General features: G+C 60.6%; 19 protein-coding genes. 8 read left to right on the plus strand and 11 right to left on the minus strand.

The annotated features are described in order from the left end of the window. Window positions 1–12 precede the first annotated feature (12 nt). From coaBC to ygfZ, 7 genes are read left to right on the plus strand one after another with little or no spacing between them, the layout of a single operon-like run. Window positions 13–1,197 (plus strand): bifunctional phosphopantothenoylcysteine decarboxylase/phosphopantothenate--cysteine ligase CoaBC, encoded by a 1,185-nt coding sequence (coaBC, locus tag K6117_RS02105; protein ID WP_221792109.1) that lies wholly within the window; start codon window positions 13–15, stop codon window positions 1,195–1,197. Continuing rightward, complete coding sequence (dut, locus tag K6117_RS02110) at window positions 1,184–1,633, plus strand: dUTP diphosphatase (protein WP_221792110.1); 450 nt, start codon at window positions 1,184–1,186, stop codon at window positions 1,631–1,633. The genes coaBC and dut overlap by 14 nt, the downstream gene beginning before the upstream one ends. After that, window positions 1,630–2,382, plus strand: coding sequence for a HesA/MoeB/ThiF family protein (locus K6117_RS02115; RefSeq protein WP_221792111.1), 753 nt, complete (start codon window positions 1,630–1,632; stop codon window positions 2,380–2,382). The genes dut and K6117_RS02115 overlap by 4 nt, the downstream gene beginning before the upstream one ends. After that, on the plus strand, window positions 2,370–2,732 hold the full coding sequence (locus tag K6117_RS02120; RefSeq protein ID WP_221792112.1) for a peroxiredoxin: 363 nt from the start codon (window positions 2,370–2,372) through the stop codon (window positions 2,730–2,732). The genes K6117_RS02115 and K6117_RS02120 overlap by 13 nt, the downstream gene beginning before the upstream one ends. Before the next feature lie 25 nt (window positions 2,733–2,757). Continuing rightward, entirely contained in the window at window positions 2,758–4,461 is a 1,704-nt protein-coding gene (gene ggt / locus K6117_RS02125; RefSeq protein ID WP_246604759.1) for a gamma-glutamyltransferase, read from the plus strand. Window positions 4,462–4,477: 16 nt separating this feature from the next. Then, window positions 4,478–6,277 (plus strand): AMP-dependent synthetase/ligase, encoded by a 1,800-nt coding sequence (locus K6117_RS02130; RefSeq protein ID WP_246604760.1) that lies wholly within the window; start codon window positions 4,478–4,480, stop codon window positions 6,275–6,277. Continuing rightward, complete coding sequence (gene ygfZ, locus K6117_RS02135; RefSeq protein WP_246604761.1) at window positions 6,267–6,968, plus strand: CAF17-like 4Fe-4S cluster assembly/insertion protein YgfZ; 702 nt, start codon at window positions 6,267–6,269, stop codon at window positions 6,966–6,968. Before K6117_RS02130 ends, ygfZ begins: the two co-directional genes overlap by 11 nt. Here the strand turns inward: ygfZ and trxA are convergent, their stop codons facing one another. The 11 genes from trxA to mgtE all read right to left on the minus strand — a co-directional run bounded on the left by trxA (window position 6,969) and on the right by mgtE (window position 24,222). Beyond that, window positions 6,969–7,289, minus strand: a complete 321-nt coding sequence (gene trxA / locus K6117_RS02140) for a thioredoxin (RefSeq protein ID WP_221792113.1) — start codon at window positions 7,287–7,289, stop codon at window positions 6,969–6,971. Window positions 7,290–7,369: 80 nt separating this feature from the next. Further along, the gene (addA, locus tag K6117_RS02145) at window positions 7,370–10,894 is read right to left on the minus strand and encodes a double-strand break repair helicase AddA (protein WP_246604855.1); all 3,525 of its coding nucleotides are present in this window, start codon (window positions 10,892–10,894) and stop codon (window positions 7,370–7,372) included. Further along, the gene (gene addB, locus K6117_RS02150) at window positions 10,866–13,859 is read right to left on the minus strand and encodes a double-strand break repair protein AddB (RefSeq protein ID WP_221792115.1); all 2,994 of its coding nucleotides are present in this window, start codon (window positions 13,857–13,859) and stop codon (window positions 10,866–10,868) included. Before addB ends, addA begins: the two co-directional genes overlap by 29 nt. Continuing rightward, on the minus strand, window positions 13,852–14,568 hold the full coding sequence (locus K6117_RS02155) for a nucleotidyltransferase family protein (protein ID WP_221792827.1): 717 nt from the start codon (window positions 14,566–14,568) through the stop codon (window positions 13,852–13,854). The genes addB and K6117_RS02155 overlap by 8 nt, the downstream gene beginning before the upstream one ends. A 17-nt stretch (window positions 14,569–14,585) precedes the next feature. Further along, window positions 14,586–15,584 (minus strand): aminoglycoside phosphotransferase family protein, encoded by a 999-nt coding sequence (locus K6117_RS02160; RefSeq protein WP_221792828.1) that lies wholly within the window; start codon window positions 15,582–15,584, stop codon window positions 14,586–14,588. Continuing rightward, on the minus strand, window positions 15,584–16,042 hold the full coding sequence (gene tsaE / locus K6117_RS02165) for a tRNA (adenosine(37)-N6)-threonylcarbamoyltransferase complex ATPase subunit type 1 TsaE (RefSeq protein WP_221792116.1): 459 nt from the start codon (window positions 16,040–16,042) through the stop codon (window positions 15,584–15,586). Before tsaE ends, K6117_RS02160 begins: the two co-directional genes overlap by 1 nt. Beyond that, window positions 16,039–18,405 (minus strand): ATP-binding protein, encoded by a 2,367-nt coding sequence (locus K6117_RS02170; protein WP_246604762.1) that lies wholly within the window; start codon window positions 18,403–18,405, stop codon window positions 16,039–16,041. Before K6117_RS02170 ends, tsaE begins: the two co-directional genes overlap by 4 nt. Window positions 18,406–18,571: 166 nt before the next feature. Further along, window positions 18,572–19,243, minus strand: a complete 672-nt coding sequence (locus K6117_RS02175) for a YiaD family glycine zipper/OmpA-like lipoprotein (RefSeq protein WP_221792117.1) — start codon at window positions 19,241–19,243, stop codon at window positions 18,572–18,574. 154 nt (window positions 19,244–19,397) lie between these two features. Beyond that, window positions 19,398–20,795: an adenosylhomocysteinase gene (gene ahcY, locus K6117_RS02180; protein WP_221792830.1), complete on the minus strand. Its 1,398-nt coding sequence runs from the start codon at window positions 20,793–20,795 to the stop codon at window positions 19,398–19,400. Between the two features lie 134 nt (window positions 20,796–20,929). Then, entirely contained in the window at window positions 20,930–22,753 is a 1,824-nt protein-coding gene (gene glmS, locus K6117_RS02185) for a glutamine--fructose-6-phosphate transaminase (isomerizing) (RefSeq protein WP_221792118.1), read from the minus strand. A gap of 62 nt (window positions 22,754–22,815) precedes the next feature. Further along, complete coding sequence (gene mgtE / locus K6117_RS02190; RefSeq protein WP_221792119.1) at window positions 22,816–24,222, minus strand: magnesium transporter; 1,407 nt, start codon at window positions 24,220–24,222, stop codon at window positions 22,816–22,818. A 142-nt stretch (window positions 24,223–24,364) separates the two neighbouring features. Between mgtE and K6117_RS02195 the strand changes: the two genes are divergently transcribed. Beyond that, on the plus strand, window positions 24,365–25,087 hold the full coding sequence (locus K6117_RS02195; RefSeq protein WP_221792120.1) for an RNA methyltransferase: 723 nt from the start codon (window positions 24,365–24,367) through the stop codon (window positions 25,085–25,087). Window positions 25,088–25,159: the final 72 nt, after the last annotated feature.

Raw genomic sequence — 25,159 nt, forward strand, 5'->3', positions numbered from 1 at the left:
TACGAGAAGCGCATGAACGGAAAACGGATCACGCTCATCATCGGCGGCGGCATTGCGGCGTATAAATCCTGCGAGCTTGTCCGCCTGTTACGCAAGGCAGGCCATCAGGTGCGTTGTGTGCTGACCAAATCCGGGGCGCAATTCGTCACCCCCTTAAGCCTCGCGGCATTGAGCGAAGACAAGGTTTATACCGAGCTTTTCGATCTCAAGGACGAGGTGGAAATGGGCCATATCCAACTCAGCCGTCAGGCCGATCTGCTTGCCGTTGTCCCCGCCACTGCCGATCTGATCGGGCGCATGGCGGCGGGCATGGCGGATGACCTTGCCACCACATTATTGCTCGCGACCGACAAGCCCGTGCTGATCGCGCCCGCGATGAATGTCCGCATGTGGCTGCATCCCGCGACACAGCGCAATATCGAGACCCTGCGCGGCGATGGCATTCAAATTCTTGAGCCCGATGAAGGCGCAATGGCCTGTGGCGAATTCGGCCCCGGTCGCCTGCCGGAGCCGCAGTCGATTTTCGACGCGATCATTGCGATGCTCGGCGGTAGCCCCAAGCCCTTGGCGGGCCAGCATGTCATCGTCACCGCCGGGCCGACCCATGAACCGATCGATCCCGTGCGCTATGTCGCCAATCGTTCCAGCGGCAAACAGGGCTATGCCATTGCCGAGGCGCTGGCCACACTGGGTGCGCGCGTCACCTTGGTATCCGGCCCGGTGCATTTGCCCACCCCCAAAGGCGTGCATCGCATCGACGTTGAAACCGCTGTGGAGATGCAAGCGGCGGTCGCGGGCAATCTGCCTGCCGATGCCGCCGTCATGGTCGCCGCCGTGGCCGATTGGCGCTTCCCCAGCGCCGATCAGAAAATCAAGAAACAGGATGGCGCACCGCCCGTCCTCGAACCCAGCGAAAACCCCGATATTCTCGCGGGGCTGTGCCGGTCGCCATTGCGTCCCCGGCTCGTCATCGGCTTTGCTGCCGAGACTGAGCAGGTAATCGACTATGCGACGACCAAGCGCATGCGTAAGGGCTGCGACTGGATCATCGCCAATGATGTGTCGGGCGATGTCATGGGCGGCGACCGCAACAGCGTGCATATTATCACCGACCAAGGCGTGGAAAGCTGGCCCGATACCGACAAGGCCGAAGTCGCCCGCCAGATTGCCCAAAGGATTGCAGATGCGCTGGCCTGATATCGATATTGCCCTGAAATGGCTGGAACATGGCGCAGGTCTGACCGCGCCTGCTTATGCCACCGAAGGCGCGGCGGGCATGGATGTCGTCGCGGCAGAGGAACTGACCCTCAACCCCGGCGCGCGCCATGCGGTCGCCACCGGCTTTGCCGTCGCGATCCCTGCGGGCTATGAAATTCAGGTCCGCCCGCGTTCGGGCCTTGCGCTTAAAAACGGCATCACCTGCCTCAACAGCCCCGGCACGATCGACAGCGATTATCGCGGCGAGGTGAAGGTCATTCTCGCCAATCTCGGTGATCAGCCCTTCCCGATCAAGCGCGGCGATCGCATCGCGCAACTGGTGGTCGCCCCCGTTCAACGCGCGACGTTCCGCACTGTCGCCGATCTCGATGATACCGCACGCGGCACCGGGGGCTTTGGCTCCACCGGGGTATGAGTCTCAACGACGAACAGCTCGACCGTTACGCCCGCCATATCATCCTGCCCGATATTGGCGGGATGGGACAGGCGAAGCTCCTCGCCGCCCATGTCGCGGTGATCGGCGCGGGCGGCATCGGCTGCCCGGCGCTTGCCTATCTCGCGGCGGCGGGTGTCGGCCAGATCAGCATCATCGATGACGATGTGGTCAGCCGTTCCAATCTGCAACGCCAGATCCTGTTCAATGACGACCAGATCGGCCAGCCCAAGGCCGATTGCGCTTCCGCTGCCGTCCATCGCCTCAACCCCGATTGCAACGCTACGCCCATTATCCAGCGCCTCACCGCCGATAATGCCGCTGCTCTTTTGCGCGATTGCGATGTGGTGCTGGATGGCTGCGATAATTTCGCGACCCGGCTGATCGTGGCCGATACCGCGCTTGCGCTGAAAAAGCCGCTCATTTCCGCCGCGCTTGGCCGGTTCGACGGGCAGGTCGCGACCTTTCGCGGCTGGGAAGAGAACAAGCCCTGCTATCGCTGCCTCGTCGGCCATGCGCCGGGACGCGATGACATCAATTGCGGCGATCAAGGCGTATTGGGCGCAATGGCCGGGATGATCGGCGCAATGGCCGCGATAGAGGTCCTGCGCCAGATCATCGGCTTTGGTGATGACACTGCGGGCAAGTTGATGCTGTTCGATCTGCTGTCCGCGCGTTTCCGCACGCTCGATCTGCCCAAAGACCCCGGATGCCCGACATGCGCGGGCTGACGATCATCCTCACCGAAAACGCGCCCGAACGGTTGCGCGGTGCCTTGATGATCGCGCTGACCCATCAGGCCTTGGGTGGCCGCGCCCGTATCTTCTTTCAGTTCGAGTCCGTGGCATTGCTCCAGCCGCCAATCATCGCCAGCGCCGATCCGGGCCATATCGCCGCCGGTCTGCCCCCGCTTGCGGCCTTGGTCGATGATGCGCTCATCAGCGGGATGGAGCTGATTCTGTGCCAGACCGGCCTGCATCTCACCAATGCCCGTGCCGATCAATTCGATCCGCGCTGCACATTCGGTGGTTTAGCCAGCATTTTGGCTACATTAGGCGAAGATCGGCTATTGGCGCTCTGACAAAGCCTCGCCTATAGTCCGGGCTATGCGCATCCTCCTCCCCATGATGCTGGCCTTTACCGCCACGCTCCCCCTCGTCCCCGCCATTGCGGCGGCCCCTCCGCAAACTCAAACCCTCGAAAAGGGCATCGTCTCCTCGGCCAATATCCACGGGAGCGAGGCCGGGCAGGAAATGCTGCGCGCAGGCGGCAGCGCAGCGGATGCGGCGATGGCGATGATGCTCGCGCTGACGGTGGTCGAACCTCAATCATCCGGGATCGGCGGCGGCGGATTTCTGCTCTATCATGATGGCCGGACCAACACGCTTTCCACCATCGATGGCCGCGAAACCGCGCCCGCCACGGCCCGCCCGGATCGGTTCATGGGACCGGATGGCAAGCCGCTTGCGTTTATGGCGGCGATGCCGGGCGGCAAATCGGTGGGCGTTCCCGGCAATATCGCATTAATGGCGATGACCCATCATAAATGGGGAAAATTGCCGTGGAAGCACCTGTTCGCCCCCGCGATCCGGCTGGCGGAACAGGGCTATCAAGTCACCCCGATCCTGCGTCAACGGCTCGATATGATGGCCAAAATCTGGGTCGACTTCCCCGAGGCGCAAGCGATTTACTGGCGCGATGGCCAGCCCTTGCCGGTGGGCGCTACTGTCCGTAATCCGGCGCTCGGCATTTTTCTGCGCAAGCTCGCCAAGGCGGGTCCCAAGGCCTTTTACACCGGCGATAATGCCAAAGCGATCATCGCGGCGACGGCCTCGGCCAAGCGCAACCCCGCCCCGGTCACCGCAAAGGACATCGCCGGTTACAAGGCCAAGGAACGCCCCCCGGTCTGCGTCACCTATCGCACCTATAAATTATGCGGCATGGGACCACCCTCCTCCGGCGCGACCACGGTGTTCGGCATTCTCGGCATGCTGGAACATTTTCCGATCCCGGCGCTGGGCAAGGACAGCCCGACCAGTTGGCACCTGATTTCCGAGGCGATGCGCCTCGCTTATGCCGATCGCGACCTCTATCTTGGCGATGCGGATTTCGTCTCCGTCCCGGTCAAGGGCTTGCTCGATCCCGCCTATTTGGCGCAACGCGCCGCGCTCATCTCGCAAGATGCCGCGCGCGCGGATTATCCTGCGGGCAACCCACCGGGCAGCGCCCCCCGCACTGCCGCCCTCGCGCCGGATGTGCCGGGGACAACGCATTTCGTCGCGGCGGATAAATGGGGTGACGTCGCCTCGATGACCTCTACCGTTGAAGGGCCATTCGGCAGCGCGTTGATCGTGAACGGCTATTTCCTCAACAATGAATTGACCGATTTTACCTTCGCACCGGAATTGAATGGCAGGCCCGTCGCCAATCGCGTCGAACCGGGCAAGCGCCCGATGTCGGCCATGTCCCCAACCATCGTCTATGACCCCCAAGGCAAGGTCGTGCTGGCCGTTGGTTCGGCGGGTGGCAAACGGATCATCATGCATGTGTTAAAGGCGCTTGTCGGCGTGATCGATTGGAAACTACCGATCAACGATGCCATCGCCCTGCCAAATATTTTCATGGCGGGCGATGCAGTACAAATCGAATCCGGCACAGAATTGGCGGCGAGAGAGCGTGAATTGGCGCGAAAAGGACGCACAATCCTTTCAACACCGCTTGATTCAAAGTTAAATGCTATCGAATTTAATCAAAGCCACTGGCGCGGCGCAGCGGATCCGCGTAGCGAAGGCAAAGCATTAAAAGAATAATTAAGAGTAGAGCCGAATGGGCGAACCAACATCCTGTGTGCGTGAGCTGGAGAAGTTCAACAGTCTCGTTGAGATGTTCTTTATCCGCGCAGACAGCCGGGGCGACCAGCCGTTCCTGATCGCCAAGCGCGACAAGCAATGGCAGCCGATCAGTTGGCGCGATGCCGCAAGGCAAGTAGCCGTACTGGCATCGGCGCTACGCGGCCTTGGCCTGCAACCGGGCGACCGCGTCATGCTCGTATCGGAAAACCGGCCCGAATGGTGCATCGCCGATCTGGCGATCATGGCGGCGGGCGGCGTCACCGTGCCGACCTACACCACCAATACGACACGCGACCACGCCCATATTTTGAGCGACAGCGGCGCGCGCTTCGTCATTTTTTCCAACCAGAAAATCGCCGCCAATCTCTTGCCCGCCGTACTGGCCGCACCCGCCATCGAAACCGTCATTTCGATGGAGCCAGTCAAATTCGGCCAAGGCGAATTCCGCCACCTCCTTTGGTCCGACCTACTCAACCGCCCGGTGATCGATGAAGAAATCGCCGCCTTACGCGATCAACCCGTGGCGGGCCGCAATGATCTCGCCTGCATCATCTACACCAGCGGCACCGGCGGCGTACCGCGCGGGGTGATGCAGCATCATGGCGCAATCTTACTCAACGTCGCCGGGCCATTTGAGATTATGGCCGAAGATTTCGGCATCGACACCGAACGCTTCCTCTCCTTCCTGCCCTTGTCCCATGCCTATGAACATACTGGCGGCCAGTTCCTGCCCATCGCCCTTGGCGGCGAAATCTGGTATGCCGAAGGTCTGGACAAGCTCGCGAACAACATTGAGGAAGTACAGCCGACGATCATGGTCGTCGTGCCGCGATTGTTCGAGGTGCTGCGCCAAAAAATCGTCAAATTAATCGAGAAAAAGGGCGGCATCGCCCATTGGCTGATGCAACAGGCGATCAAGATCACCGATCAACAGGCCAATGGCCGCAGCAGTCTGTTCAATGGCCCGTTGGAACTATTGCTCGAACGCTCGCTCCGCCCGCAAATCAGGGCGCGTTTTGGCGGACGGATGAAGGCGATGGTCTCGGGCGGCGCACCGCTCAACCCGGAAGTCGGGCGCTTTTTCACCGCGATGGGCATGACCTTGCTGCAAGGCTATGGCCAGACAGAGGCCGCCCCGGTGATCAGCGTCACCCGTCCCAAGACCGGCCTTGCGATGCACACGGTCGGCACGCCGATTACCGGCGTCGAGGTCAAGATGCTGGACGATGGCGAAATCCTCGTCCGCTCCGAATGCGTGATGCACGGCTATTGGAACAATCCGGTCGAAACTGCCAAGGCGCTTCAGAATGGCTGGCTCCATACCGGCGACATTGGCCATTTTGACGATGCAGGCCGGATCATCATCACCGACCGCAAGAAAGACCTGATCGTCAACGACAAGGGCGACAATATCTCGCCTGCCCGGGTGGAAGGGATGTTGACGCTCCAGCCCGAAATTCTGCAAGCGATGGTGCTGGGCGACAATCGCCCGCATCTCGTCGGGCTGGTCGTGGTGGACCCGGAATGGCTGGCGGGCTGGACCGCACAGAGCCATGACCCGACTGATGCCAATGCGCTTCATCGCGCCGTGATGACGGCGGTTGACCGGGTCAATCGCGACCTGTCGGTGATCGAAAAGATACGCCGGGTCTGCCTCGCCGATGCGCCGTTTACCGTGGAAAATGAGATGCTCACCCCTTCAATGAAAATCCGCCGCCACAAGATCCGCGCAATTTATGGCGCGCGGCTGGAGGACCTGTATCATGGCCATTGACGTGCATAGTGCCAGCGGGACCATGTTGGCCGATCGCGCGGTCATTCGCCTGTCGGGAGAGGATGTACGTGGTTTTCTGAACGGCCTTGTCACCAATGACGTCATGGGACCATTGCCGGTCTGGGCCGGACTATTGACCCCGCAGGGCAAGGCGTTGTTCGACTTTATCATCTGGGCCGATGGGGATGATCTGCTGATCGATTGCGAGGCCGAGGCCGCCGAGGCTTTGGTCAAGCGCCTCAGCATCTATCGCTTGCGCCGCGCAATCACGATCAAGCGGGATGAGCAGCTTGCCGTCCATTGGTCGTTGACCGACACACAGGGCGCACCAGACCCGCGTCATGCCGGTCTTGGCCATCGCTGGATCGCCGCCCCCAGTGTGCCCGCCACGGGCTGGCACGCGCATCGCCTGTCGCTGGGCGTGACGGAAGGTCTGGCCGAACTGGGCAGCGACCAGATTTTATGGCTGGAATGCAATGCCGACCAGCTGCATGGCGTCAGCTTCACCAAGGGCTGTTATGTCGGGCAGGAAAATACCGCCCGCATGAACTGGCGGCAGAAAATCAACCGCAGGCTGGCCGTTATGGCGCTGGCAGACGCAGAAAAAGACCCAGCCCGGGTGCGTGTCCGCTATCCGGAACTGGGTCTGGCTGTCACTTTCCAACGCGTCGAGGAACGCGCGGAAGACTGATTAAATCTGGGTTTCAATCCAGTTCTTGAGGTGGCTCTTCGGCGCAGCGCCGACCTGGGTCGCAAGCGGCTGGCCATCCTTGAACAGGATCATCGTCGGGATGCTGCGGACGCCGAACTTCGATGCAGCCTCTGGATTGTCATCGATATTGATCTTGGCGATCACGACCTTGCCCGCCAGTTCCGCCGACAATTCTTCGAGCGCAGGCGCAATCATCTTGCATGGCCCGCACCATTCTGCCCAGAAATCAACAAGTACCGGCTCATTCGACTGAATGACATCGGCTTCAAAGCTGGCATCGGTGACGGATTTAGTAGCCATTGGACGATTCCTTGTTTCTGATATTTGCCCGCAATCTAGGGAAAGCCGCGATCCGGCTCAACCCACACAGCGGATAGAATTTATTGACCGGTCCCTGCCGCAACTGCTGCCGCCGCCAGATCGAGCATGTCATCATCCAGCGTGAACAAGCGTGGCCCGGACGTATAGAGCAACGACGCCCGCACCGATTTGCCCGGAAAAATCACCCGCAACGCATCGCGATAGGCCGCCATCTGCCGCACATGATGGCTGGAAATCGCATGCACCGATGCAGGCACCCGCCGTCCCGTCTTGAAATCCACCAGCTCGATCACCTCACCGGCAATACGCAGCCGATCCACCACGCCGGAGATGACCTTCTCGCCCACCACCGCCGATAATGGCACTTCCGCCAAGCTGTCTGCGCCAAATACCTGTTGATGGGCCGGGTCGCCAATGATCGCGAGCGCCTGCACGACCAGATTAGACCGCCAATCAGCGGCCCGCTCCGGCACCTGTCCGCGCAACCACGCCTCGGCCAGCGCCGCCTGTCGATCTGGCGCGACACCGGGCAAGCGTTCAAACAGGCCATGGAGCAACGTCCCGCGCAACATCGCCTCGGCGCGGGGATCGTCGCCCGGCGGGTCGATCACCAAATCCTCGCCCAATTTCGACGGGGCCAATGGCTTGGGCGGTCGCGCCTCTTCCGGCGCAGTCCGATCCAGCCATTCGGGGATTGAATCCGCTATTTGTCGCGCTTGCGCGCGCGTTTCGGTGCGGCCCGCCTTGGGTGCGGTAAACGCGCCATAGCACCAGATTTCGCCCCAATCGGGATCAGCCTGCGCCGTCACCTCCAATTCGGCCTCCAGTGCGCGGCGCACCATCTCATGCCAGCAATTCGCCCCACCATCGCGCTGCTTTTTCTTGCCGACCGCGCCCGCAAGGCACAGCACCTCTTCGGCCCGCGTCAGCGCGACATAGAGCAAGCGGCGATGCTCCTCATCCCGCGCGGTCTTGGCGCGGGCCATGGCCTGTTCCACCCGATCATGACAGCGCTCATTCGTGCCAAGCGGCACCGCAATCGCCGCCGCATCGTCGTCGATCTCAAGCGCGATTTGGCTTTCATGCCGGTCATCCGGATCACCCATCGCATCGGCCATGATGACAATCGGCGCTTGCAAGCCCTTGGAACCATGCACCGTCATGATCCGCACCTGATGCTGCGGGCCTTCCTGTTCGCGCTTGATGTCGTCTTGCGCCTTGTCCATCGCCGATAAAAACGCCGCAAATGAGGCCACGCCCTGTTGTTCATGATCGAGCGCGGTCACCATCAGCTCTTCCACCGGATCGAGCACCTCCAGCCCCAATCGCGCCACCATCTTGGCCCGGCCCGCAATCGGCCCAGACAAAACGCGCTCGAAAAAGCCATAAGGCGACACCAGATCGGCCATCGCCAACAGGCTCTCCAACCCGGTTCGCGCCGCGATAAAATGCGGTTCTTCGCGATTGCGCAACGCCCGCCACAGGCCCGATGGGCGATTCCACGCCACATCGAACAAATCCTGCTGGGTCAGGCCGAACAGAGGCGACATCAACAAGGCCGCAAGGTTGAGATCATCCTCCGGCTGCATCGCAAAGCGCATCGCCGCCAGCAAATCCTTCACCGCCAGCGCATCCTGCAACTGCATCCGATCGATCCCGGCGACCGGTACGCCATAATCATGCAGGCGGGCGATGATCTGGCGGGCGAGAAAACCCCGGCTTCGCACCAAAATCATGATGTCCCCGGCCTCAACCGCCCGATTTTTATGGCTGAGGAACAAGGGTTCCTCCTTCAGCCAGCGACGAATTTGCAGCGCCAGCCGCCGCGCCAACAACGCCTCTGCACCGCGCTTGCTCTCATCGGCATCATTATTGCCGTCACCATTATTATCGCCCTCGGCCTCATCGCCCTCAACAACATTCAGGCCGGGCTGCGCCGCTATCGCCGCCACATCCTCCGGCCCGACCGGTTTCCACAACAACACCGTGCCGCCCGCTTTCTCGCGAAAGCTCAAATGGCGATTGGGCTGATGCGCCAACCCCAAGGACGGCGCGCCCTGATGCGCCAATACCGCATCGACACATTCCAACACCGCACTTAACGATCGGTATGAAGTATCCAGACTAAGTTCTTTAAAAGGCTTTTCAACATCCCGCGCCATCGCCGCGAATTTTTCCTGCGCGGATTGAAAGGCCGCAGGATTGGTCCCCTGAAATGAGAAAATCGCCTGTTTGAAATCGCCGACGACAAACAGGCTGCGATCACGCGCCACCGCGCCAAGGCCCGCGAAATATTCAGCCGTCAGCGCCTCGATAATCTCCCATTGATGGGCGTTGGTATCCTGCGCCTCATCGATCAGCACATGGTCGGTCTGCTGATCGAGCTTGAACCGCACCCATTCCCCCATGCCGGGGCGGGTCAGCAATTGATGCAGATGGTGGATCAAATCGTTGAAATCGACGGCTGCCCGCGCATGTTTCAACGCCCGATAATGCCGCGCGACCTTGGCCCCGGCCCGCAAACAAGCCGCCAGATGCGCCGCCAAACGATAGCATGAGACCAATCTTTGGGTCTCTAGCAACCAATTTGCGAGCCGCGCGAGCGGATCACCCATGCTCGGTTCTTTCTTAACAAGACCAAGCACATTCTTGTTAACATTACCATCTTTGGTGATAACGGTCGCATATAAGGGCGCCCAAGAGTTGATCCGCTGTTCCGGTCTCCACCCCAAAAATGCCAGCACCGCATCCGCCAGCTTCGGCCCGGTCGTGCCACTAGTGATCCCCTTGGCCAGCAACGCCAACAGGCCCAAACCCTCCCGGTCGATGGCCGCATCCTGAAAGCGCGACAGGTCCGATTGCGCCGTGCTGCCCGGCTGCAGGCCAAGGCCGCGCCAGACCCGATCCGCGATCAATTCTTCTGGGCCAAGATCATGAAAAGCTGGCCCGTTCTGCGCGCAACGCACTAAAAAGGCGCGCGCCTCATCGCTCCCCATCCGCAAAGACAAATGCTCAACATCCGCGATGAAGCCATTGTCTTGAATGGATAAAGAAATCGCCTCTTCCACCAATTCGCGCTGCGCCTCGCCCTCAATCAGCTCAAAACCGGGGACCAAGCCCGCCTCGACCGGAAAGCTGCCGAGCAACGACTGGGCAAAGCTATGGATCGTCTGAATCCGCAATCCGCCCGGCACATCAAGGACACGGGCAAACAGGGTGCGGGCATGGGCGCGGCTGGCATCATCCACCGTCTCACCAATCGCCCGCAAATCGCTGGCAAGGCTCGCATCATCAAGTCGGACCCAACGGGCCAATGTCTCGTTAATGCGGTTGGCCATTTCGGCGGCCCCCGCCTTGGTATAGGTCAGGCACAAGATGCTGGCCGGATCGACCCCACGATAGAGCAAGCGAAACACCCGGCTGGTCAACACCTGCGTCTTGCCCGATCCTGCCGAGGCGGAAAGCCATGCATGTTCTGCCGGATCGGATGCCCATTTCTGGGATTCGCTCAAATTTTGCAGTGACTTGCTCTGCTTCTCAGGCAATGGCTTTGAACTACGCATCGTCACGCCCCAGCCATTCATCAAGCCGCATCAACTGGTCATACTCATCATATGTCCGGCCCTGCCCAAATTCCTTGGCAATAAACGGTGCATCGCCCAACAGCCAGCGCCGTGCCAGCCCTTCAAACGCCGCGACATGCACCGCCCGCGCCTCTGGCAACGCGTCTTTTTCAAACCATTTGCCAATATCGATCACATGGCCAAGCGACTTGCCCGCACCACCACGCGCCAGCGACCAATATTCAAGCTTATCGACCTTACCGGGGGCCAGATCCTTGAACCCGCCTTGTTCCAATATCTCGCCCAACAGGCCCAATTGCAGGCTGTTCCCGGCCACCACCGGCCCCTTGGACATTTTGCCGCTCTTATAATCGACAATCGCATACACGATGTTGCCATCCTCATCCGGCAAGCGGTCGATGCGATCCGCCTTGCCGGTCACGATAACGCCCGCAATCCGGCCCTCGCCCTCCGCTTCCGTCGCGCAAGGCACGCGTCCCTCTTCCCGGTCGGCGATCAATTGCGCCTCCAGCGTTTGCGCGGCCTGCATCAACCGAGGCCGCGCCAGCATCCGAAATACCGGGTCAATCGCATCATGCGCCAAGGCCCGATCAATCGCCGGTTCCAGCGCCTTGGCCTTGGCCCCGTCCTTTACCCAAAGCTCAAACGCCTCATGAATGATCGTCCCCATCCAGCGCCGTTCCGCCGGGGCATCCAGCGGATCGAACTTGCGCAATTTCAGGATCGAATAGGCATAAAAGGCATAAGGATCGGCCAAGGCCCGTTCTGCCGCCGTCACCGATAATTTGCCGGGACGCGCCGCCAGCGGCGGTTGCGGGCGGGGTTGGCGCGCGCGCGGGGTGACGTCAAGACGGCGATCCAGCCCATGCGCCCAAGCCGCCAGATGTTTATCCTCGCGCAAGCCCCCGGTCATCGCCTCCAGCCGCCGCCAAAAACGCGACGCGAGCATCGGACTGCGCCCCTGCCTGCGCGCGCGGGTCAGCAAGATCCGCCGCGCCCCCAATGCCGTTGCAAAATCATGGGCGGCAAGGCCGATGCGAAACTCGGTCGATGGCAGGCCAATCGCGCGACGAATACCGGGCGACAGCCACGGATCGGGCGTCGGCACGGCAGGCCAACTCCCCTCATTCAACCCACCAAGGATCATCAGGTCCGCCCGCTGCAACCGCGCCTCCAACAGACCCCAGATAAACACCCGTGGATGGCCATGATCGGCAGGCCGGATCGCGACATCGCCCAGCCACATCACCAGCAAGGTCCGCGCATCGGCAATCTCGACCGATATGTCATTGTCCGCGAGATAGGCCCGCAGCCGCGTGATCTCATCCCCCAATCGCCGCCCGACCGGCCCGGCCCAAAGCAGCTCCCCGGTCAATGCGCTGCCCAGCGCCACCAGATGCTGAAGCAAATCGCAAAAACTGACCTGCGCCTTATGGTGCATCAATGCAGATGCAGGGGTGAGCATCGGCACCAGCTCATCCTGCCACCAATCCCGGATCAACACCTCATCATCGACCCGCAGATGACGTTTGCGCGCGCTGTCGATCCGGTCATCCAGCGCGGGCAAGATGCCGCCCAGCCCCGGTGCAGGTCGCGGCCCGCGCAACATCTTGTCCAGCCCGCGCACACGATCCAGCCAGATCTGGCGACGTTCGCCCTTCATCGCCAGCGGGTGCTGCAACACGCTCACCAACGGCACCGGCGCACATCGCGTTTCCAGCAATTCAACCAGCCCAAGCAACAACGCGCCCTGCACCGTATCGGCCAAAGGCACGCCCGCGCTATCGTCCACCTCCACATCCCAACGGCGCAAATGCGCGGTCACGCGCTGCGCCAGAATGCGGTCCGGCGTCACCAACGCGACCGTGCGGCGCGGCGTTTCAAGCTGATGGCGGATCGCAATCGCAATCAACTGCGCCTCATCCCCGCCATGCGCCAGTTCATGCGCGTGAATGCCGGTAAGCGCGAGTGCGGACTGATCCAGATCGCTCCACGCGGTCGTGAGCGGCGGCGGCAGCATGACCTGCGCGATCATCCGATCCCGGCCCTCATCGCTATCGAGCAAGCCCGGATAAGGCCAAACCTCCACCTCACCCCGGCCCACGCCCATGCGATCAAGCAGGCGCTTGAGATGATATTGCGGATGGCTTTCCTGCGGTCGTTTGGGCCGTTCGCCCGCCTCGGTCGCCGGAAACGGGCCAAGCGCCGTCCAATCGACAGGGTCCATCTCCAGATCGAGCGCAGGCAAGATCACCCCACCTTGGGGCAGGCGGCTAATCGTGCGTAACAGCCCCGCAATCGCAGGGGCCGAGGTCGTAATCCCGGCGGCGATGATAAAGCTCGCACTTGGTGGGTTCACCCGCCATTGATCGGTAATCGCATGAAGTTGCAAATTGCGCCGCGCGGTCGCGTCGATCAGGCCCCGGCTCGCGAGATAGGCGGGCCAGACATGCAACAACACATCAAGCTGACCCAAGGTTTCCTGCCAATGCCCGGCGAGCGACATGCCGGGATCGAGCGTGGCCAGCGCATCCACGCCCAATTCCTCGACCTGCATCTGATCGATCAACTGGCCCAAGGACCGCGCAAGGCGAAAGCGTTCGGCCACCGAAATACCGGGCCGCGCCTTGCCAACCATTTCCGCCAGCACGAACAAACGCTCCAACGGCTGAATCGCAGGCGGCAGCGCCTCACCCTCCAGCGGATCGAAATGCACGCCCAGCCGCTCATCCAGCGCCTCATCACCGATCACGATCATCCGGGGCAGCAACGCCCCCTTGCCGGTCACGCGGATAAAGCCGTCGGTCACCGCTTTCACTGCGCGGCTATTCGGCAGGATCAACAGGCCGCGCGCCAGCCCCAAGGCATCATCGCCATGACGTTCCAATAATCCCCGCGCCAAGGCGTCGGCAAAGCTGCGATGCGCCGGGATTGTCCAGACCGATGGATGCACAGCATCAGCCATGCCCTAGCCCAAGCATCGATTCCACCACAGGAATGGCCTTGGGCGTGCCGACATCGAACCACAGGCCTTGATGGGTCACGCCGAAACAACGCCCCGCCTCAATCGCGCGGTTCCAGAATAAATTGGTCGAAAACGGGCCTTCGGGCGCATCGACCAACAGTCTTTTCGACAATAATTGAATGCCGGTAAACACAAAGGGCGCGACCTTGGAGGGCGCGCGACGCGATACCCGGCCCCAGCCATCCAGCTGGAAATCGCCAATGCCATTATGGCATTCCGCCCGCGCCAATGGCACGAGCAACAACAACGCATCCATCCGCGCATCGTCCCAATGCCGGGCCAGCAATTCAAAACTGTTGGCCGGACCATCGACCCAGAGATTATCGCTGTTGATGCAGAAAAACGGATCGCCATCGATCAGCGGCAGCGCATGGATCAACCCGCCGCCCGTCTCCAGCAATTGCGCGCGCTCATCCGACACCCGAATATCGAGATCACGCGCATTATTACGCAAATGCGCCTCCAGCGCATCGGCCATATAATGGACATTGACCACGACCTTATGGATACCGGCTGCGCGCAAGCGATCAAGGCAATGATCGAGCAAAGTCCGCCCCGCGACCTCCACCAATGGCTTTGGCCGGGTGGCGGTCAACGGGCGCATCCGTTTGCCAAGGCCCGCCGCCATGATCATCGCCGTTTCCGGCATATTGACGACCGCCTGTGTCATGCCGCGACATGCTCCTGCCAATAGGCCGCACGCGCCGCCTCCGGCACATAGAGATCGAACCACGCCTTCACTGGCGCAAGCGCCGGATGGGCAAGGTCGCGTTCGAGATAGGCCCAGACGCGCGGCTGGAAGCTCAGATAATGCGGCTTGCCATCGCGCTTCCACAACCGGGTAAAAATGCCGAGAATCTTGGTATTCCGTTGCGCGCCCAACACGGCATAATGGGCGCGAAACGCCGCCTCATCCGCGATGTTATTGGCGGCGATATACCGCGCAAGCATCGCCTCTTCCAACGCAGGCAATACATCGCGCCGCGCATCTTTCAACAAGGACACCAGATCATAAGCCCGATGGCCCGCGAGCGCGTCCTGAAAATCGAGCAGGCCCAATTGCCGCAAGCCGGGCCGATCGAGCAGGATCATATTTTCCGCATGATAATCCCGCAGCACCAAGGTCCGCTCCGCCAACGCCACGGCCTCCACCTCGGCCCAGCACGTCCGCCACGCCGCCTCAAACGCGGCCGCATCAACCGCAAGCCCGGTGGCAGGCGCATAATATTCGGGAAACAGATTAACCTCGCGCAACATCACCGCATCATCATAAGGCGCGACATCTTTGGGCGCTGGCGCTGCCGCCAATGCCCCCAGCAGATCACAGGCGACCTCATAAATCCCGGTTTCGCTCGTTGGTGTTTGATCGATCACCGGGCGCACCAGCCGATCACCGAAATCCTCCAGCAGGACCAAACCATGATCAAGATCGACGCCCAGAATTTCCGGCGCGGAAAAACCGCGTTCCCGCAACACATTCGCAATCGCGATAAACGGGCGCGGGTCTTCATGCGGCGGCGGGGCATCCATCAACACCGCCACCCTTTCGCCCAGATGCACCCGGAAATAGCGGCGGAACGACGCATCCCCGGCAAGCGGGCGGATCTCCGCCCCTCCCCAGCCTAATGAGGCAAGAAATTGCGGGGCTGTATCGGGCGGTATCATCATGCTGGCCATCGTCCTTCCCAAGCGGGCGGGCAGGTCGCTGTCAAGACACGCGCATCCGGCCCCTCATTTTCAATCCTGAGGCAGAGCGCATCGCGCCACAGCCAATCGCCCATCCGTTCCGGCCATTCGATCAGCATCACCGATCCAAAGCGCAGTTCATCAAGGCCCAATTCCTCCAGCTCATCGCGATCTTCGATCCGATAGAGATCGACATGCCAGACCGGCAGGCGGACATCCGGCATGTCATAGCCGAGCATGATCGGAAAGGTCGGGCTGGCGACATCGCCGTCCCAACCAAGTCCCTGCAATATCCCGCGCACCAGCGTCGTCTTGCCCGCGCCCAAATCACCATAAAAAGCAATCGCATCATCGGGTTTTAACACTCGGCCAATGCGCGCACCAAAGGCCATCATCGCCTCCGGCCCCGCCAATCGGACAGTCTGTGCCACGCTCATATGCTCGATCCACGCGGCAGGGTAATGGTGACACATGTCCCCTCGCCCACTTCCGACAGCAGTTCCAGATGCCCGCCATGCGCCTCGACGAAATGCTTGACCAAGGGCAATCCAAGCCCCGCCGCCGTGCCGCCGCCATGTAGGGCATTACGCGCGCGATAAAAGCGGTCGAACACATGTTCATGCTCTTCGAGCGCAATACCGGGGCCATTGTCAGACACCACAATCCGCGCCTGTGCCGCATCGCCATCGACATGCAGCAGGATGCGGCCATGTGCTTGGGTATATTGGATCGCATTACGCAACAGATGATCGACGCATTGCCTGATCCGCCGCCGATCACCGCGCACCGATCCGCTCCCCGGCAGAATCTCGATAACGAAATCCTGTCCGCGCTCCGCCGCTTCCGTGCGATGCTGGCCGACCAACTGCCCGACAAGGCCGGGAATATTCACCTCTTCCATCGACAAGGGCAGATTGCCCGCATCGCCTTGGGTAAGGTCCAGCACATCATCGATCAATGCGCCAAGCTTGGCCGCCGCCTCGGTAATCGCCAGCGCATAATCATGGGCCGCAGGCGGGAGATCGCCCGCAAGGCCGCTCGCCAGCATTTCCGAGAAACCGCTGATGCTGGTGAGCGGGGTCCGCAATTCATAGCTGATATTGGACATAAAGGCGGTCTTGATCCGGTCCGCCTCTTCCAATGTCGCGGTGCGCTCCATCAATGTCTGTTCGGCGGCGCGGCTGGCCGTCACATCGAGCAAGGTAAACAGCGCATTGCCATCGGGCAACGGCACGGCGGCGCATTCGAAATGACGGCCATCCGCCATCGCAATCCGCCCGCTCTTATGTCGCCGATCCGAAATCGCACTGCGGATCAATTCGCGCACATCGCTCGCGCGTTCCGGGTCGGCAAGATGCGGCGCGATCCGGCGGGCGAGATGATCGATGCGCGGATGATCGGCGAGTTCTTCCTCCTCCATCCCCCATGCCTCGCGGAAGCGATTGTTCCACAGATGCAACCGCCCATCCGCCGCAAACACGCCGACGGATTCGAACAAATTATCAAATGTCGCCGTCCGCACCTGCAACAAGGTATCGCGCGCGCTCGCCAATTGGGCATGCTCGGTCCGGTCTTCAAAAATCAGCAGCAAACCGCCATCAGGCAAGGGCTGGGCCACAACGCGCAAATGGGTGCCATCCGGCAGCAGCCAGCCCTCTTCATTGGCCGAACCCGCAATCTGGAACCAGTCGCGCCGTTCCGCCTTCCACGCCGGAAAATCGCGCACCTGCGGCAAACGGTCGGTCTCGCGCATCTTTTCCAACACGCGATCAAAGGCGGGATGTTCGGCCAGCCAATCGGGACGCAGGTTGAAAATCCGCTGCATCGGCTGATTGGTAAAGCGCAAGGCCTGATCCGGCCCGAATTGCGCCACGCCCGCCGACAATCGATCGAGCATCGCCCGCTGTGCGCCCGCAAAGCGCGATAAATCCGCCCGCGCCATTTCGACATCGGTGACATCCAGCGCAAAGGCCGCCACCCCGGCTGGTCCCAATGGCACATGCGCGATCTTCAACGAACGGCGCTGGCCGCCGATGGTCGCGACCGCCGGTTGATAACGCACGACGTTCATTTCCTGCGCCTCGCGCGCAATCGCCAGCGGATCGGTGCGGCTCGCTTTATCGACCAGTTCCACATCGCGGGAAATCACATCGGCGGCATCCCGCGCCTCCACCGCGCGGACATAAGCGGTATTGACCAAGGTCAGCTTCAACGCCTGATTGCGATGCCAGATCGGGAATGGCGCGGCCTCGATCAGGCTCGACAGCGCCTCCAGCGCGTCTGCCCGCTCGTTCGATTCCTTTTCCAGCCAATGGCGTTCCAAAGCCTGTGTCGTTTCATCGAAACACCACAATATCAACGTCCCCGCCCCGCCCTGCGCAAATGGTGCTGGCCCGGCCTCGACCCGCAACACACGCTCCCCGCCCTGCACATATAAGGGCAGCGAAAAACGCTTGCCGCTGCGCGCGGCGGCGGCAGTCTCGCTCATCAACTGGGCAAGTGATTCATCCGTCAGGCCCAAGGTGCCGCGCTGGCATTCAGACAGGGTCGTAGGTGCGCGTTCCAGCCCAAGCCATTGGACAAAACGATGCCCCCCCGTCAATTCGCCATTGGGTTTCAGCACCAGCAGTGCCACGGGGCTTGCATCAAGCAATTGCGCCACGCGATCATGTTCGCCCAGTAAATGCGCCTGTTGATGCAGCACGCGTCCGGCCCGGATCGTCAACCACGCCGCCAGCATCATCCACAGCATCATGGCCATGGCGATCAAAAAAGCAGCGGTCGGATAAATCGTGATCATCGGGTGATGAGCGGTCCTATGGTATCTGCATGAAAAGTCATTGCGCCACTCCTATCCACTCGCCAGTGAAAGCGGAAGCGTGGACATGATCTGCGCACAAAAAAAGAGGCGGCACGCGCGCACCGCCTCTTTTCCTGAAAATCAGCTTTAACCGGTTGTTACCCGATCAATTGCCTTCGCGGATCGGCACCAGCTTGATCTCGACGCGGCGATTTGCCTGACGTCCGATCTCGGTGTCGTTGCTCGCCACCGGTTGGGACGAGCCAAAGCCCTGCACCCCGATGCGCGCCGAATTCACGCCACGCAGCGTCAGATAATTGCTGACCGACTGGGCGCGATTCTTCGACAAGGGAATGTTGATCGCATCATTGCCGGTGGAATCGGTATGGCCGTACACATCGACAAAGGTCTTTTCATATTGGACCAAGGTCTGCGCCACCTTGTCGAGCGTCACGTTGAACGCCGGGTTGATCGCATAGCTGTTGGTGTCAAAGGTAATGCCCGATGGCATGACAAGCTTGATGTCATCGCCCTCACGCACCACATCGACCCCGGTGCCTGCAGTCTCTTCGCGCAGCTTCTTTTCCTGCTGATCCATATAATTGCCGATAGCCGCGCCCGCGAGCGCGCCAATGCCCGCGCCCACAATCTTTTCGGTCCGGTCATGCTTGCCGCCGACAACATCGCCAAGCAGATAACCGCCAAGCGCACCGCCAATCGCGCCGATCCCCGCCTTGGAGATGCGCTTGTTCCCGGTCTCCGGGTTGGTCGTGCAGGCGGCACTCGCCAGCAAGCTCATGATTACTGCGGCAGTTCCAAGCTTCTGTAAGTTCTTCATCTTCGCCCTCCTGTAAGTGCAACTTTGTCCCTGATACGCATAAAGGCCCTCTTGGATGAAGCGGGGATGAACATAAAAAAGGGGCGGCATCGCTGCCACCCCTTTTGAACTCGACTATCTATCTCATCAGCCCGGTAAAAGCCGACAAAATATATCAATAACGATAATGATCCGGCTTGAACGGGCCTTCGCTCGACACGCCGATATAGGCGGCCTGCTTTGGCGTCAGCGTCGTCAACTTCACGCCCAGCTTATCAAGGTGAAGCGCCGCGACCTTTTCATCGAGATGCTTCGGCAGGACATAGACTTCATTCTTGTACTGCGCCGCCTTGGTGAACAATTCGATCTGCGCCAGCACCTGATTGGTGAAGCTCGACGACATCACGAACGACGGGTGGCCGGTGGCGCAACCAAGGTTCACCAGACGCCCCTTGGCGAGGATGATGATCTGCTTGCCATCCGGGAATTCGACAAGGTCCGTACCCGGCTTCACTTCGGTCCATTTGTAATTGGACAAAGCCGCAATCTGGATTTCGCTATCGAAGTGACCGATGTTGCAGACGATCGACATCGGCTTCATCGCCTTCATATGATCGGCGGTGATGACGTCTTCATTGCCGGTCGCGGTGACGAAGATGTCCGAACGGGTGACGGCTTCTTCCATCGTCACGACTTCATAGCCTTCCATCGCCGCCTGCAACGCGCAGATCGGATCGACTTCGGTCACCATCACGCGTGCGCCGCCCTGACGCAGCGACGCCGCCGAACCCTTGCCGACATCGCCGAAACCGGCAACGCAAGCGACCTTACCGGCCAGCATCACATCGGTCGCGCGACGGATCGCATCGACGAGCGATTCCTTGCAGCCATAAAGATTGTCGAACTTCGACTTGGTGACCGAGTCATTGACGTTGATCGCCGGGAACGGCAGCTTGCCGTCCTTGGCAATCTGATACAGGCGATGCACGCCGGTCGTCGTTTCTTCCGAAACGCCCTTGATCGCGTTGACGGTGCGCGAGAGATAGCCCGGCTTGTCCTTCAAAAATGCCTTGAGCGCGCGCTGGAATTCGACTTCTTCTTCATTGCCCGGCTCGCCCAGCGTATCGCCTGCTTCCAGACGCGCGCCCCAAAGTGCGAACATGGTGGCATCGCCGCCATCGTCGAGGATCATGTTGCAGGTCTGGTCATTGCCCCAATCGAAGATGCGGCCCACATAATCCCAATAATCAGCGAGGGTTTCGCCCTTCACCGCGAACACCGGCACGCCGCTTGCAGCAATCGCCGCCGCCGCATGATCCTGGGTCGAGAAAATATTGCAGGTCGCCCAACGCACATCCGCACCTAGCGCGACGAGCGTTTCAATCAACACAGCCGTCTGGATCGTCATGTGCAGCGAACCGGTGATGCGCGCGCCCTTCAGCGGCTTGGATGCGCCATATTCCGCACGCAGCGCCATCAGGCCCGGCATTTCCGTTTCGGCAATCGCGATTTCCGCGCGGCCAAAATTCGCCAAACCGATATCGGCAATCACATAATCATGGGACACGAGAATCTCCTGAAATAAAGCAGCATCAACACCGCAAGGCGCAATCTGCCTTAGCGTTCATGGCCAACGCCCCTAAAGCCAGCGGGGCAATTTGGCAACCTCAATATAAAGAATTCTTTATATCATCACTATGGGGCGAATTATTCCACCGTCACGCTCTTGGCGAGATTGCGCGGCTGATCGACATCCGTCCCCTTCACGACCGCGACATGATAGGCCAGCAACTGCACCGGCACCGCATAGACCAATGGCGCAATCAGCGGATGGACCTTGGGCATCTCAATCGTCGCCATGCAGCCCTCTCCGGCAAGCGCGATCCCTTCCGCATCGGAAATCAGCACCACCTTGCCGCCGCGCGCCTGCACCTCTTGCATATTGCTCACGGTCTTTTCGAACAATGGCCCGGATGGTGCGATAACGATCACCGGGACATTATCGTCAATCAGCGCAATCGGCCCATGCTTCATCTCGCCCGCGGCATAGCCCTCGGCGTGAATATAGCTGATTTCCTTGAGCTTGAGCGCACCCTCCAGTGCCATCGGATAATCCGGCCCCCGGCCCAGATACAGCACATCCCGCGCAGGCGCGATCAATGGGGCCAGCGCCTCGATCTCGCTGTCATGGCTCAACGCGGCATTCATTGCCGCCGGGGCTTCGGCCAGATGCTTGACGATCTCGCGCTCCGCATCCGGCGACAACCGCCCCTTGGCCCGCGCCAAATTCGCAGCCAGCGCCGCCAGCACCGCCAATTGGCAGGTAAAGGCTTTGGTCGATGCCACGCCAATTTCCGGTCCGGCATAGGTCGGCAACAGCAAATCCGCCTCGCGCGCCATTGAACTGGTCGGCACATTCACGACCACCGCGATGGTCTGCCCCTCGGCCCGCGCATGGCGCAGCGCCGCCAGCGTATCGGCGGTTTCCCCCGATTGCGAGATGAACAGCGCCAGGCCGCCCGGATCAAGCACAGGCGCGCGATAGCGAAACTCGCTCGCCACATCGATATCGACAGGCATGCGGGCGAATTGCTCAAACCAATATTTGGCGACCATCCCGGCATAAAAGCTCGTGCCGCAGGCGACGATGGTCACCCGCGAAATTTTGGAAAAATCGAAATCCCGATCCGGCAGCGCGACCTGTTCTTCCAATGGGCGCAAATAGCTTTGCAACGTCTGCGCCACCACCACCGGCTGTTCAAAGATTTCCTTCAACATGAAGTGGCGATAATTGCCCTTGTCGATCAACGCGCCGGTCACGCCGCTCAACGTCACCGGACGTTCGACCGGCTGATCATCCTTGTCGAAAATCTGCACCTTGTCGCGGGTAATGACGACCCAATCGCCTTCATCAAGATAGGCGATCTTCTGGGTCAAAGGTGCCAGCGCCAGCGCATCCGACCCCAAATAGGTCTCATTCTCACCATAACCAACGACCAAAGGCGAACCGAGCCGCGCCCCGATCAACAAATCCGGATGCTCGCGAAACAGGATCGCCAGCGCGAATGCGCCGTGAATTTCCTTCAGGCTGGTCCGCACCGCCTCCACCGGATCGACCCCGGCCTCGACCTTTTCGGACACGAGATGGGCGACGACTTCGGTGTCCGTCTGGCTGGTGAACACGCGACCACGGGCTTGCAGCGCCTCGCGCAATGGCTTGAAATTTTCGATAATGCCATTGTGAACGAGTGCCACCTGTTCGGTCGCATGGGGATGGGCATTGTCCTCGGTCGGCGCGCCATGGGTCGCCCAGCGGGTATGCGCAATACCGATGGCCCCCGGCAAGGGATCGGCCAGCAGCTTCTTCGCGAGATTATCGAGCTTGCCCTCGGCGCGGCGGCGGTCGAGCAGGCCATCATGCACGGTGCAGACCCCGGCGGAATCATAGCCGCGATATTCCAGCCGTCGCAGTCCTTCGACCAGCCGATCCGACACCGCATCACGTCCGAGAATCCCGATAATACCACACATAACGCGTCGATCCCCTTTTGGCTTGATGGACAGGCCTTAGCCCGAAAAGCCCTGCAAACTAATTACCCCGACAGGCCCGCCGCCGTCGCCAACCCCAAAAATGCAAGGAAGCCGATAGAATCCGTGGTCATCGTCACGAACACCGACGATGCCACCGCCGGGTCCGCGCCATAACGATCAAGAGCGACCGGCAGGATAACCCCGGCCATGCCCGCGACCAGAATATTCGTCATCATCGCTGCCGCGATCACCCCGCCCAATTCCGGATTGCGGAAGAACAAGGCGACGCCAATGCCGATGATGAGCGCAATCGTCGCGCCATTCAAAATCGCCACCCGGATCTCGCGCATAATCGTCCGCAAGGTATTGGATTCGGTCAACTGATTGGTGGCGATGGCGCGCACAGTCACGGCCATGGTCTGCGTCCCGGCATTGCCGCCCACACCCGCCACAATCGGCATCAATGTCGCCAGCGCGACCATCTGCTGGATCGTCGCTTCAAAGAAACCGATGATGGTGGACGCGACCAACGCCGTACCGAGATTCGCCACCAGCCAGCGCACGCGCCCGCGATAGCTGTCCAACACCGGCTCGTTAATATCGCCATCGCCCGCGCCGGACAGTTTGAGAATGTCCTCACTGGCCTCTTCTTGAATAATGTGGACGATGTCATCGACCGTGATCATCCCGACCAGACGGCCATCGCTATCCACAACAGCCGCCGAAATCAGCGCGTATTTCTGAAACCGCAGCGCGACCTCTTCCTGGTCCATATCGACCGGGATCAGCGTCTGTTCGCGCTGCATCACATCCGATACCAGAATGTTACGCGGGGTGCGCATGATCCAGCTGAGCTTGCAACTACCGATCGGCTTATGGCCCGGATCGGTGACGAAGATTTCCCAGAAATCGGTCGTCAATTCGCGATGTTCGCGCAGATAATCGATGACCTGCCCGACGGTCCAATGTTCCGGCACCGCGATCAATTCGCGCTGCATCAAACGACCGGCGGATTCTTCCGGGAAGCTCAGCGCCTCTTCAATCGCCGCGCGATCGTCCGGCGCCAGCGCGCGCAACACCGCGCGCTGCTCGCCCTCTTCCATGTCCTCAATAATCGCGACGGCATCGTCGGTATCGAGTTGGGTCGCGATTTCGGCAACCTGATAGGGTTCCAGTGCATCGATCAGTGCTTCGCGCACATAATCGTTCATCTCCGCCAGCACATCGCCATCCAGCAGGTCGGCAAGCGCCGCCGCCAGCGGATGCCGCATTTCGGCAGGGACCAATTCGAACAGATCTGCGATGTCGGCGGGGTGGAGCGGTTCTACGCGCTCACGCACCTGATCGGTCTTGTCATCGTGCAGCAGGTCGATAATCCCGCGCACGAATTCCGGCTTCAACCGATCGTCTTCATCGAAATTATTATCAAGCTCTGGGATCTGGGCGTCGCGGATGTCGGTTTCGCTCATCTTGCCGCCCTCCTAAGTGCTGAAATAAAAGACGTCGCAGGCTATAGCCACACCCCCGCCCAAGGGGAAGTCCCTTGCCGTACCGAAATGCGGGTTGTAGGCGCTTTTCAACTCAATCCGAACATAAGCTGCAACGCACCACATGACCAACCCGCCCATCATCATCCTTGTCCGCCCGCAACTCGGCGAAAATATCGGCAAAGCCGCCCGCGCCATGCTCAATTTCGGGCTGACCCGGCTGAGACTGGTCAGCCCCCGCGATGGCTGGCCAAATCCATCCGCCGGGCCTGCGGCGGCGGGCGCGGACATCGTACTGGAAAAGGCCGAGGTCTTCGCAACTGTCGCCGAAGCCACCGCCGATTGCACCCATGTATTCGCCACCACCGTGCGCCGCCGCGATATCGTCAAGCCGGTGATGACACCCGAAGACGCCGCTAAGGCGATGCGGGCCGAACCGGGGCAAAGCGCCATTTTGTTCGGGCCGGAGCGTTCCGGTCTGGACGCAGAGGATGTGACATTGGCCCGCACTGTCCTGACGGTGCCGGTCAACCCGAATTTCAGTTCGATCAATCTGGCGCAGGCGGTGATCTTGTGCGCCTATGAATGGTCGCGCGGTGAAACGCTTGCCTCCCCGCCCAAATTGCCGCTGGATCCGCCCGCGCCGCAGGTGGAATTGGAAGGGCTGATCAACCGGATGGAGGAAATGCTGGACGCGGCAGGCTATTTCTATCCGCCCGACCGTGCACCGACTACAAGGCGGACCTTGCGCTCCGTGCTGACCAAGCCCGGCTGGAACAGCAATGAAGTCCGCACTTTGCGCGGCGTATTATCCTCATTGTCCGATCCCCATCCCCGCGATAAATAGGAGCTGCAAACGGCGAAAAACCGGCATAGGTTTATGTACCTTTAACCAAATCAGGCTACAAAGCTGAAGTGC

Origin of the sequence: Alteraquisediminimonas sediminicola (assembly GCF_019740335.1) — a bacterium.
Lineage (GTDB): Bacteria > Pseudomonadota > Alphaproteobacteria > Sphingomonadales > Sphingomonadaceae > Alteraquisediminimonas > Alteraquisediminimonas sediminicola.